Annotated in this window: 8 protein-coding genes, 1 tRNA gene and 2 pseudogenes; 4 read left to right on the top strand and 7 right to left on the bottom strand. The window is 65.1% G+C overall.

Annotation, left to right across the window (positions count from 1 at the left end; genetic code table 11):
- The first annotated feature begins 156 nt into the window (after nucleotides 1–156).
- On the top strand, nucleotides 157–378 hold the full coding sequence (locus tag C3F42_RS06700) for a YgdI/YgdR family lipoprotein (RefSeq protein ID WP_023632528.1): 222 nt from the start codon (nucleotides 157–159) through the stop codon (nucleotides 376–378).
- 82 nt (nucleotides 379–460) lie between these two features.
- A tRNA-Pro gene (locus C3F42_RS06705) sits at nucleotides 461–537 on the top strand.
- A 97-nt stretch (nucleotides 538–634) separates the two neighbouring features.
- Here C3F42_RS06705 and mqo read toward each other — a convergent pair.
- From mqo to C3F42_RS06720, 4 genes and pseudogenes are all read right to left on the bottom strand, one after another.
- Nucleotides 635–2200 (bottom strand): annotated as a pseudogene (gene mqo, locus C3F42_RS06710) (malate dehydrogenase (quinone)).
- 311 nt (nucleotides 2201–2511) lie between these two features.
- The gene (locus C3F42_RS30190; RefSeq protein WP_371041490.1) at nucleotides 2512–3279 is read right to left on the bottom strand and encodes a methyl-accepting chemotaxis protein; all 768 of its coding nucleotides are present in this window, start codon (nucleotides 3277–3279) and stop codon (nucleotides 2512–2514) included.
- A gap of 165 nt (nucleotides 3280–3444) precedes the next feature.
- A pseudogene (locus C3F42_RS30195) lies at nucleotides 3445–3654 on the bottom strand (methyl-accepting chemotaxis protein); the annotation flags it as partial.
- 668 nt (nucleotides 3655–4322) lie between these two features.
- A complete protein-coding gene (locus tag C3F42_RS06720) occupies nucleotides 4323–6086 on the bottom strand; it encodes an ABC transporter transmembrane domain-containing protein (protein WP_094010562.1) in 1764 nt (587 codons plus the stop codon).
- A gap of 245 nt (nucleotides 6087–6331) precedes the next feature.
- Here C3F42_RS06720 and C3F42_RS29605 point away from each other — a divergent pair, with 245 nt between their 5' ends.
- Nucleotides 6332–6502 (top strand): PA1571 family protein, encoded by a 171-nt coding sequence (locus C3F42_RS29605; RefSeq protein WP_023631968.1) that lies wholly within the window; start codon nucleotides 6332–6334, stop codon nucleotides 6500–6502.
- A gap of 97 nt (nucleotides 6503–6599) precedes the next feature.
- Here C3F42_RS29605 and pdxB read toward each other — a convergent pair whose 3' ends face one another.
- The 3 genes from pdxB to rlmM form a co-directional block, all read right to left on the bottom strand.
- Entirely contained in the window at nucleotides 6600–7742 is a 1143-nt protein-coding gene (gene pdxB / locus C3F42_RS06725) for a 4-phosphoerythronate dehydrogenase PdxB (RefSeq protein WP_094010563.1), read from the bottom strand.
- A 47-nt stretch (nucleotides 7743–7789) separates the two neighbouring features.
- Nucleotides 7790–8032: a sulfurtransferase TusA gene (gene tusA / locus C3F42_RS06730; protein WP_023632607.1), complete on the bottom strand. Its 243-nt coding sequence runs from the start codon at nucleotides 8030–8032 to the stop codon at nucleotides 7790–7792.
- A 107-nt stretch (nucleotides 8033–8139) separates the two neighbouring features.
- Entirely contained in the window at nucleotides 8140–9204 is a 1065-nt protein-coding gene (gene rlmM, locus C3F42_RS06735; RefSeq protein WP_038705734.1) for a 23S rRNA (cytidine(2498)-2'-O)-methyltransferase RlmM, read from the bottom strand.
- 219 nt (nucleotides 9205–9423) lie between these two features.
- On the opposite strand from rlmM, the gene acnA reads away from it, so the two are divergent.
- A complete protein-coding gene (gene acnA / locus C3F42_RS06740; RefSeq protein ID WP_104444215.1) occupies nucleotides 9424–12165 on the top strand; it encodes an aconitate hydratase AcnA in 2742 nt (913 codons plus the stop codon).
- Nucleotides 12166–12264 lie beyond the last annotated feature (99 nt).

Below are 12264 nucleotides of genomic sequence, written 5' to 3' on the forward strand. Positions count from 1 at the left end.
GAATGTGCGCTGTTATATCACAGGCCACGGCGCCCAGACCGCGACGTTGTTCTTGGTCAATGCCGGTGCGATGGCGCTATGCTGCACTGTGCAAGGAACTTGCGTGGACGCCCTGCGTCTTAATGACATCTAGCACCATCGCACTGGAGAAACACGATGATCCAACGGACCCTTCCCGCCTTCCTGCTTGCCCTGGGCCTGGGCGCCCTCGCCGGCTGCGCCTCGCCAACCGTCATCACCCTGAACGACGGCCGCGAGATCCAGGCGGTGGACACCCCGTCGTATGACGACGACTCCGGCTTCTACGAATTCGAACAGCTCGACGGCAAGCGCACGCGCATCAACAAAGACCAGATCCGTACCGTCAAGGAGCTGTGATCCAGCCCTGCGTTTTTGGCGCAACTCCTTTTTGCAACAAGGGGTTGCGTTGAAAAAATCGATGCAGTAGGATTTCGGACATCGGAGTGTAGCGCAGCCAGGTAGCGCGTCTCGTTCGGGACGAGAAGGCCGCAGGTTCGAATCCTGTCTCTCCGACCAAAACCTGCAAAAAACCCGCCTTGCGCGGGTTTTTTGTTGCCTGCGAAAAGGCAAATCACCGGTGGGAGCAGGCCAGCCTACTCCCACGCTTGTGCGCTTACTCCGGCAACACCGGCACATGCAGCAGCTGCAAGCGCGCACTGCTCCATTCGCGGGTCTTGTTGGTCAACTCAAGGTCGTTGTTCAGCTTCTGGCCGTAGGTCGGCACGATTTCCTTGAGCTTGGCCTGCCACTCGGCGCTCTTGATCCGATCCTTGAAGGTCTTCTCCAGCACGGTCAGCATGATCGGCGCGGCGGTCGAGGCACCGGGGGACGCACCCAGCAGCGCGGCGATGCTGCCATCCTCGGCGGCCACCACTTCGGTACCGAACTGCAGCACGCCACCGTGCTCGGGATCCTTCTTGATCACCTGCACGCGCTAGCCGGCCTGGAGCAGTTGCCAGTCTTCGTTCTTGGCGTTGGGGAAGTATTCGCGCAGGGCCGCCATGCGGTCGTCGAAGCTGAGCATCAGCTGGCCCATCAGGTAGGTGCTCAGGTCGATGTTGTCGATGCCGGCATGCATCATCGGGCTGATGTTGTGGGTGGTCAGCGAACTGAACATGTCCAGCAACGAGCCGTACTTGAGGTACTTGGTGGAGAAGGTCGCGAACGGGCCGAACAACAGCACCTCCTTGCCATCGATCACCCGGGTGTCCAGATGCGGCACCGACATCGGCGGCGCGCCGACCGAGGCCTTGCCGTACAGCTTGGCCTTGTGGCGGGCGACCAGGTCGGCATTGTCGGTCATCAGGAACTGGCCACCGACCGGGAAGCCGGCATAGCTCTCGGCCTCCGGGATGCCGGACTTCTGCAACAGCTTGAGCGCGCCGCCACCGGCGCCGATGAAGACGAACTTGGCTTTGACCGCAGTCTCCTTGCCACCTTTGGCCAGGTCGGCCACCACCACGTTCCAGCTGCCGTCGTCGTTGCGCACGATATCGCGCACTTCATGGCTCAGGTGCAGTTGCACGTTCGAGTTGCGGGTCATGGCGGCGAACAGCTGGCGGGTGATCTCGCCGAAGTTCACGTCGGTACCGATGCCCATCCGGGTCGCGGCCACCTTCTGCCCGGGGTCACGGCCTTCCATCACCAGCGGCACCCACTGGCGGATCTGCTCGTGGTCCTCGGTGATCTCCATGCCGCGGAACAGTGAGCTGTGTTGCAAGGCCTCGACGCGCTTGTGCAGGAAGGCGACGTTCTCGTCACCCCAGACGAAGCTCATGTGCGCCACGTTGTTGATGAACGAACGCGGGTTGCTCAGCACGCCCTGCTCGACCTGGTAGGCCCAGAACTGCTTGGACACCTCGAACTGTTCGTTGACATTGACCGCCTTGCTGATGTCGATGCTGCCGTCCTTGCCGACGCTGGTGTAATTCAGCTCACAGAACGCCGAGTGGCCGGTACCGGCATTGTTCCAGGCATTGGAACTCTCTTCGGCGACCTGGTCCATGCGCTCGTAGACGTCGACTTTCCAATTCGGTTCCAGTTCGGTGAGGTAGGTGCCGAGGCTTGCACTCATGATGCCGCCGCCGATCAGCAGGACATCGACGGACTTTTGTGGCTCCGCGGGCTTGGAGCAGCCGATGACGCTCAGGCACAGGAGCGTCAGCAGGATTCTTTTCATTAGCTCAATCCAATTGAAGTGAAGGATTGGCAGTCGTTGCCCCCGGTGTGCACGCCCGGTTGTTGTTGTGGTTGGCAGGAGTTTCGCGAAATCGGGGCACGATCGCCTCGGGCCTTGGCCCGGGGCGCCGTAAAGCAGGGAGTGTGCCAGCCCGGGCGGGGCCACGGCTGACGCCGCCCACAGCGTCCTCGGCCAACCAATGGATGGCGACAATCCGCCACAGGTAACTGATGCGACATGCGAATATGGCGGATTTCCCCACCCTCAAAAGCATCGCGGTGCAAGTCGCATCGGCGCACCGCAATGGCGATTCAAGCGGTCAATCGAGAAGTCACTTCGCCCAACTGACCCGACAGTCCATGCAGGCGCTGTCCGGCCTGCTCGGTTTGCTGCACCGCCTCCTGGTTGGCGGTGGCGATGCGGGTGATCTCGACCAGGTTGCGCGAGATATCCTCGGCGACGCTGGTCTGCTCCTCGGCTGCGGTAGCGATCTGCCGGTTCATGTCGCGTATCGCTTCAACTGCCGTGGTGATGCGCTGCAGCATCTGCCCGGCGTGCTGCACCTGCTCGGCGCCCTCCTCGCTGCGCTGCCGGCCACTTTCGATAGCCTTTACCGCCTCCACCGCACCCGACTGCACCGCCTCGATGATCTGGTGGATCTCGGCGATCGATGCCGCGGTGCGCTGGGCCAGGCTGCGTACCTCGTCGGCTACTACCGCGAAACCCCGCCCGGCCTCGCCAGCACGGGCGGCCTCGATGGCGGCGTTAAGCGCCAGCAGGTTGGTCTGTTCGGCGATGCCGCGAATCACTTCAAGCACCTTGCCGATGCGCGTGCTGTCGTTTTCCAGGTGGCGAATCACCGCTGCGGTGCCGGCGATCTCGCGGTTGACCACGGCAATGGTGTCGATGGTGCGCTGCATGACCTGCTCGCCCGCCTGGGCACTGTGGTCGGCCTCGTCCGCCGCGCGGGCGGCATCGGCGGCATGGCGGGCCACTTCCTGGGCGGTGGCGGACATCTCGTGCATGGCCGTGGCGACCTGGTCGGTACGCTGGAACTGATCATGGGTGCCATGGGCCATGTCGCTGGCGATACGGCTGAGCTGGCCGCTGGCGCTCTCCAGCTCCTCGGCGTTGTCCTTGAGCCGACCGACGGTGTCGGCAAGAAAATCACGCAGGGTGTTGGCCGCCAGCGCCAGGCGCCCGAGTTCATCCTCGCGACGGCTGTCGACCCGGGCGGCGAAACGCCCCTGGCTGAGCTGGGCGACGTAGTCGATCAACTGGCGGATTGGCTCGACCAGGCTGCGGTTGACCAACCACAGGCTGAACAGCCCGACCAGCACGGCCGAGGCCAGCATCACCAGAACGCCCAACCACACCGTTCGCTCGGCGCTGGCGCTGATGGCGTCGGCACGCCCGTGGGCATCGGCGCGCAGTTGCTCCACCAGAGCACTCATCTGGTCGCTGGTGGCGCGGTCCACGCCCTTGACCGCCAGGTCGCCGGCCACCGGGTCGCCACCGGCAGCCAGGAATGCCTGGCGCCCTTGCTCGTAGGCCGAACCCAGCTGGCGGTGGCTGGCCTTGAGCTGCTCCAGGCGCGCCTTGAGCGCCGGATCGCTGCTGTCGATCAATTGCCCCAGCAATTGCTGCACCTGCTGCTCGCGGGCCTGGAACTGCTGCCAGTACTTGTCCAGCTCCGCCGGTTGGCGACCACGCAGCAGCACGTTCTTCCATTCCTGCACCTGGATCTTGAACTGCAGGTTGGCTTCGTCGATCAGCTGCGAGGCACGCAACGGTCCGTCCACCAGCTCGGCGTAGCCGCGCACACTGGAGGACAGGAACTGGAAGCACACCAGGGCGATCAACAGGATCGCCACCAGGCTGCCACCGAGCAGGGAGAGAATTTGGACTCTGAGGGATTTACGCAAGATTGCGATCTCGGAACAAGGAAGAGGGAAACGACGCACGCCGGCACCGCCGACAGAGGCCTCCTTGTCCTCGTTCGCTGCCCCATCAACGCCGCCATCGTGGGATGGCAACCAGGGCAAGCACCTGCGCAACAGCCGAGGCAGATAGTCTCAGGCAATTGCTACAGATTTGTTACAGAACAGCGACAGCAAGACACTCAGCCCGAGTTGAATTGCAGTGCTGCCAGGCGGGCGTAGAGTGGGCTTTGCTCGATCAGTTGTCGATGGGTCCCGACGGCCGCCAGTCGGCCTTTGTCGATCACCGCGATACGGTCGGCATGCTGCACCGTCGCCAGGCGGTGGGCGATGACCAGAGTGGTGCGCCCGGCCATCAGTTGTGGCAATGCCTGCTGGATCAGATACTCGCTTTGTGCGTCCAGCGCGCTGGTGGCTTCATCCAGCAGCAGAATCGGCGCATCCACCAGCAGCGCCCGGGCGATCGCCAGGCGCTGGCGCTGACCACCGGACAAGCCCACGCCACCCTCGCCCAAGGGTGTCTGGTAGCCCTGGGGCAGCTGGATGATGAATTCATGGGCATGGGCACCGCGCGCAGCCGCCTCGACCTCGGCCAGGCTGGCCTCGGGCCGACCGTAGCGGATATTGGCCTCGACCGTGCCGCGAAACAGCGCCGGCTGCTGGGCTACCAGGGCAAACTGGCGACGCAGGTCGACAGGTGCCAGCCCGGTGATCGGCTGGCCATCGAGCAAAATCGCGCCACCTTGCGGGTCGTAGAACCGCAGCAGCAGGTCGAACAGGGTCGACTTGCCAGCCCCCGACGGGCCGACCAGCGCCAAAGTCTCGCCGGGGCGGATATGCAGGCTGAGGCCGTCGACGGCCGCCACTGCGGGCCGTGACGGGTAGGCGAAGCGCACCTCGCGCAGTTCGATGTCGCCACTGGTACGCCCGTGCGCCAACCCCACCGGCTGTGACGGCGCCAGGATCGCCGTCTGCGCCGCCAGCAGCTCGGCGATGCGCTCGGCGGCACCGGCGGCCCGTTGCAATTCGCCGATCACCTCGCTCAGGGTGCCGAAGGCGCTGCCGACGATCAGGCTGTAGAACACGAACGCGGCGAGCTCGCCACCCGAGATGCGCCCAGCGATCACATCCGTGCCACCCACCCAGAGCATTACCCCCACTGCGCCAAGCACCAGCACGATCACCAGGGTAATCAGCCAGGCACGCTGAGCGATACGCCGCCGCGCCACGTCGAACGCCGCCTCCACGGTGTCACCGAACAGTGCCTGGTCACGCGCCTGGTGGTTGTAGGCCTGCACCGTCTTGATCTGGCCAAGGGTCTCGGCGACATAGCTGCCCACATCGGCCACCCGGTCCTGGCTCTGCCGCGACAGGCTGCGCACGCGCCGGCCGAACAGGAGGATCGGCGCCAGCACCAGGGGCAGGGCCAGCACCACGATGCTGGTCAGCTTGGGGTTAGTGACGAACAGCAGGATCACCCCGCCGACCACCATCAGCGCATTGCGCAGGAACAGCGACAGCGACGAGCCGATGACGGACTGCAGCAGAGTGGTGTCGGCAGTCAGCCGCGACTGGATCTCCGAACTACGGTTGTCCTCGAAGAACCCCGGATGCAGCCAGACCAGGTGGTCGAACACTGCCCGGCGGATATCGGCCACGCAGCGCTCGCCGATCCACGACACCAGGTAGAAACGGGCGAAGGTCCCCACCGCCAGCGCCACCACCAGCAGCATGAAGAGGCCGATGGTCTGGTTGAGCTGGTGCGCCGAGCCGGTCATGAAGCCCTGGTCGACCAGCAGACGGATGCCCTGCCCCATGGACAAGGTAATGGCGGCGGTGACCACCAGCGCCAGCAAGGCCAGCAGCGCCTGGCGGCGGTAGGGCCGGACGAACTGCCAGCCCAGGTGCAGGGCCCGGCGCTGGCGAGAAGAGATTGGATCAGGCATGGCAAGGCCATTCGGCTGGGGGATAGCACAAGACTACCACTCGTCGGCCTTCTGCAACCCTGGGATTGTGTCGCCGTCCCATCATCGAGCGGGGCAGTAGTGACTATGCCCAATCGTTCTAACCCGGTACTGGAGCTTTGCCGCGCTTTCTGTTGGACTGATTTGGCAAGACGCCTAACAAGCTGTCACAGACCAGTCACGGCGAAGCATTACCTTGAGCTTGAACCTGAAAGAGGAGACAGGACATGAGCTTGCAGCACACCAATACGGCCACTACCCAGACGCGCCCGCAACCTCAGGTTTGCGGCTCGATCATCGATGCCCAAGGCCGCGAAGTCCCGATCACAGAACAGATGATCCAGAAAGCCTGCAAAGACCTGGAAGACAGTCGGGTAGAGAAAGTCCGCAAGGACTGACCCCCCTTGAATTGCGTGCAAACCCGGCGCCTGCGCCGGGTTTTTCTTTGTGTGCCCCAGCCTCAACTGCGGGTAAGGACTTGGCCCACGACCGCCATCACACCAGAACCGCCCCCAACGCGCTGACCACCTGCGCCAGTTGCGGCGCCTCCCCCCGCAGCCGTACGGCCAATCCCTCGATTTCACGGCGCACCGGATAATGCTTGCGCAGCAGGTCGAACGCGGCGCGTTGCTCGGCCGAGTCGTCGCTGAGGCTGCGACGAAAATCCGCATCGTCGCGACGCGGGTCGTACACCGCGCGGCACAGGGTGGCCAATGTCCACCCCGGCTCCGCGCTGGCGTCGAACTCGATCAGCGCCAAGCCCGTCGCCGGCAACAGGTCGGCCAGTCGCACCTGCTCGGGCAAGCCCTGCCAGCGGCAGAACGCCTGGTAGATCTGCGCCGTGCCACGCTGCTTGCCATCCAGGCTGTAACCGGCGATATGCGGCGTGGCCAGGGTGCACAGATCGGCCAGCGCCAGGTCCACCTGCGGCTCGCCCTCCCACACGTCGAGCACCGCATGCACGTCCTCGCGATCCAGCAGCAGTTCGCGCAGGGCCGCGTTGTCCACTACCGGTCCACGGCTGGCGTTGATGAGCCAGGCGCCGGCACGCAGGCGCGCCAGGCCAGGCTGGTCGAGCAGGTGCCAGGTCGGGTGCTCGCCGCCGCGTTGCAGCGGCGTGTGCAGGCTGATCACATCGCATTGTTCGAGGATCGTCTCGAGATCGACAAAGTCGCCGCCCTCGCTGGCCTGGCGCACCGGGTCGCACACCAGCACCTTCCAACCGAGACCGCGCAGCACCCGCACCAGCCGCCCGCCGACCTCACCCGCGCCGACCACGCCGTAGACGCGCTTGCCCAGGTCGGCCCCCTCGAGCTCGGCCAGGGTCAGCAGGCTGCCCAGCACGTAGTCCACCACGCCACGGGCGTTGCAGCCCGGCGCGCTGCTCCAGTTAATACCGGCTTCGGCGAAATGTTCGAGGTCGAGGTGATCGGTGCCGATGGTGCAGGTGCCGACAAAGCGTACCCGACTGCCCTCGAGCAGTTGCCGATCGACGCGAGTCACCGAGCGTACCAGCAGCACGTCGGCGTCCTTGACGCAGGCGGCGTCGATGGCCCGGCCGGGATAACGGCGGATTTCACCGAAACCGGCAAAGAAGGCATCGAGCAGCGGGATATTCTCGTCGGCAACTATCAGCATGGCGCTCTCCTGTCAGGGGAGCGCAGTGTAGCGCGATCGCGGCGGGCTCAGTCGGCCTTCTTGCGGATCCAGTACAGGTAGGTTCCGGCGTCTTCTTCCTGGCCGAGCAGCTCGTGGCCGAGGAAGATGCAGAACTTGGGGATGTCGCGGCGGGTCGACGGGTCGGTGGCGATGACCTTGAGCACGCCGCCGGATACCAGCTCGCGCACATGCTTGTGCAGCATCATCACCGGCTCTGGGCAGTTCAGGCCGGTGGCGTCGAGGATCGCGTCGTGGGTGAAATCGGTCATGAAAGGCTCCGCAAAATGCTCGTCATTGTGGCGTATCGGCCGAGGGGCGCCAAGCCCACCCCCGCAAGAGCCGGGTACGGTGGGAGAGGGCTTGCCCCGCGATCGGCTCAGCGCGGCTTCAGGTCCAGCCGGCGCAGATGGCAAGTGACTTCCTCACGGTCGTGATACAGCTGCTTGCAGGCGATCGACACCTTCACCTTGCGCGCCTTGAACCCAGCCTCGATGCGATCCAGCAGCTTGCGAACCTCGGCATGGCGTTGCTTCATCGGCAGCTTCAGGTTGACCACCGCCTCGCGGCACAAGCCCTCGCCCAGCCAGGTCTCGATCAGCGAAGCGGTGCGCGCCGGCTTCTCGACGATATCGCAGACCATCCAGTCCACCGTCTGCTTCGGCTGCCAGGTAAAGCCGTCGGCCATCAGATGAGTGACCAGGCCGGTATCCATCAGGCTCTCGGCCATCGGCCCGTTGTCGATGGCGGTCACCAGCATGCCGCGCTTGACCAACTGGTAGGTCCAGCCGCCGGGCGAGGCGCCCAGGTCGACACCCGTCATGTCGTCGTTCAGGCGCGCGTCCCATTGCTCGCGCGGGATGAACTGGTGCCAGGCCTCCTCGAGCTTGAGGGTCGAGCGGCTCGGGGCCTCTCGGGGGAACTTCAGGCGTGGGATGCCCATCGGCCACAGCGCCGAGTTGTCGGCTTCGGCCAGGCCGAGGAAGACCCGGCGGCCGCTGATGAAAGTCAGCAGCAGACGCGGACGGCGGGCGTCATCGACCAGGCGGCCGGCCTTCTCCAGGGCCTTGCGCAGCGGCACCTCGAACTTGCGGCAGAAGGTCGACAGCTCCTTGCCCTCGTTGCTGTCGAGCACCTCCAGCCACAGGCTGCCGCACACCGGCAGCGCAGCCAGGTGCTCGAGCAGCACGCTGATACGGTCGGTCTCCGGCAGCTCGACGTACGTGCCGCGGGCCCACTGGCGCGGGAAGATCAGCTGCGAAAAGCGCAGCGCCTGCATCATGCGTTCGGCGCCACCGGGCTCGGTGCAGACGAACTCGGCGCAGGCACTCTGCGGCTTGCCCTTGGCATAGCCGGGCACGCCCAAATGGGCGGCGTGTTCGCTGATTTCGGCGCAGACCTCGCCCTCGAAGCCGGGCCGGCAATGCATGAACAGGGTATTCATTTCTCACTCCACATCACTGGCGCAGACGGCGCCAGGGCGGCGAATGATAAAGGAAGTCGGGAACCAGCGACACGCCCCATCGGTCCAGAAAAGGGTCGGGACCGGCAAACCGGTCTAACCTGACTGTTCAGCCAGGTCCGTGCCGTGCGGACTGGTCCAGAGCGGTGACACCGGCGAGCAACCCGCAGTCGCCGGGCACCGGAGCACAAGGAGTTGTAAATGCCCTCGCTCGATAGCCTGAAAACCCTCAAGACCCTCCAGGTGGCCGACCGCGCCTACCACTATTTCAGCTTGCCCGACGCCGCCCGCCAGCTCGGCGACCTGCAACGCCTGCCCATGTCGCTCAAGGTACTGCTGGAGAACCTGCTGCGCTGGGAAGACGGCAAGACCGTCACCGGCGACGACCTCAAGGCCCTGGCCGCCTGGCTGCAGGAGCGCCGCTCCGACCGCGAGATCCAGTACCGCCCGGCTCGGGTGCTGATGCAAGACTTCACCGGCGTGCCGGCGGTGGTCGACCTGGCCGCCATGCGTGCGGCCATGGCCAAGGCCGGCGGCGACCCGCAGCGGATCAATCCGTTGTCGCCGGTGGACCTGGTGATCGACCACTCGGTGATGGTCGACCGTTATGCCACCCCGGCCGCGTTCGCCCAGAACGTCGACATCGAGATGCAGCGCAACGGTGAGCGCTACGCCTTCCTGCGCTGGGGCCAGAACGCCTTCGACAACTTCCGTGTGGTGCCGCCGGGCACCGGCATCTGCCACCAGGTCAACCTTGAATACCTGGGCCGCACGGTATGGACCCGCGAAGAGGACGGCCACACCTATGCCTTCCCCGACACCCTGGTCGGCACCGATTCGCACACCACCATGATCAATGGCCTGGGCGTGCTCGGCTGGGGCGTGGGCGGAATCGAAGCCGAGGCGGCCATGCTTGGCCAACCGGTATCGATGCTGATCCCCGAAGTCATCGGGTTCAAGCTCACCGGCAAGCTGCGCGAGGGCATCACCGCCACCGACCTGGTGCTGACGGTGACACAGATGCTGCGCAAGAAGGGCGTGGTGGGCAAGTTCGTCGAGTTCTATGGCGACGGCCTGGCCGACCTGCCGCTGGCCGACCGCGCGACCATCGCCAACATGGCCCCCGAGTATGGGGCCACCTGTGGCTTCTTCCCGGTCGACCAGGTGACCCTGGACTATCTGCGCCTGTCCGGCCGCCCCGAGGAAACCGTGCAACTGGTCGAGGCTTACTGCAAGGCCCAGGGTCTGTGGCGCCTGCCCGGCCAGGAGCCGCTGTTCAGCGACACCCTGGCGTTGGACATGAACGAGGTTGAAGCCAGCCTGGCCGGGCCGAAGCGTCCGCAGGACCGCGTTGCCCTGGGCCAGGTACGCCAAGCCTTCGACCACTTCATCGAGTTGCAACCCAAGCCCCTGGCCAAGGAGGTCGGTCGTCTCGAAAGCGAAGGCGGCGGTGGCGTGGCGGTGGGCAATGCCGACCAGGCCGGCGAGATCGACTACACCCACGACAACCAGACCCACACCCTGCGCGACGGCGCGGTGGTGATCGCCGCCATCACCTCCTGCACCAACACCTCCAACCCCAGCGTGATGATGGCCGCCGGGCTGGTGGCGAAGAAAGCCGTGGAGAAAGGCCTGCAACGAAAACCCTGGGTGAAGAGTTCGCTCGCCCCCGGCTCCAAGGTGGTCACCGACTACTACAAGGCCGCAGGCCTGACACCCTACCTCGACCAGCTCGGTTTCGACCTGGTCGGCTATGGCTGCACCACCTGTATCGGCAACTCGGGCCCCCTGGACGAGGCCATCGAGCAAGCCATCGGCAGCGCCGACCTCACCGTCGCCTCGGTGCTGTCGGGCAACCGCAACTTCGAAGGCCGGGTACACCCGCTGGTCAAGACCAACTGGCTGGCTTCGCCGCCGCTGGTGGTGGCCTACGCCCTGGCCGGCAGCGTGCGCGTCGACCTCAGCCAGGACCCGCTCGGCACCGGCAAGGACGGCAAGCCCGTGTACCTGCGCGACATCTGGCCAAGCCAGCAGGAAATCGCCGAGGCGGTCAGCAATGTCGACACCCGCATGTTCCACAAGGAATACGCCGAGGTGTTCGCCGGCGATGCCCAATGGCAGGCGATCGAGGTGCCACAGGCCGCGACCTATGTCTGGCAGGACGACTCCACCTATATCCAGCACCCGCCCTTCTTCGACGACATCGGCGGCCCACTGCCGGAGATCGCTGATGTGCGCAACGCACGCATCCTCGCCTTGCTCGGTGATTCGGTGACCACCGACCACATTTCACCGGCCGGCAACATCAAGGCCGACAGCCCGGCCGGGCGCTACCTGCGCGACAAGGGCGTGGAACCTCGTGACTTCAACTCCTACGGTTCGCGTCGCGGCAACCATGAAGTAATGATGCGCGGTACCTTCGCCAACATCCGCATCCGCAACGAAATGCTCGGCGGCGAGGAAGGTGGCAACACCCTGTACGTGCCCAGCGGTGAAAAGCTGTCGATCTACGATGCCGCCATGCGTTACCAGAAGGATGGCACGCCGCTGGTGGTGATCGCCGGGCAGGAATACGGCACCGGTTCCAGCCGTGACTGGGCGGCCAAGGGCACCAACCTGCTGGGGGTCAAGGCGGTGCTGGCGGAAAGTTTCGAACGCATCCACCGCTCCAACCTGGTGGGCATGGGCGTGCTGCCGCTGCAGTTCAAGGCGGGGGACGATCGCAAGCGCCTGGGGCTGACCGGCAGCGAGCGCATCGATGTGCTTGGGCTGACCGATGCGCAGATCCGCCCGGGCATGAGCCTGCCGCTGCGCATTACCCGCGAGGATGGGCGCCAGGAACAGATCGAGGTGCTGTGCCGGATCGATACGCTCAATGAGGTGGAATACTTCAAATCGGGGGGGATCCTGCATTATGTGCTGCGGCAATTGATCGCAGGGTAGGAACTCACTGCTCGCGCCCGCGCCTTTGGTGCGGGCTGTCGTGGGAGCGGGGTTGCCCCGCTCCCATGCCTGCGCCTTCATATCGTTGTTCCTGCAAAG

The organism is Pseudomonas sp. PONIH3, from assembly GCF_002934345.1.
Lineage (GTDB): Bacteria > Pseudomonadota > Gammaproteobacteria > Pseudomonadales > Pseudomonadaceae > Aquipseudomonas > Aquipseudomonas soli.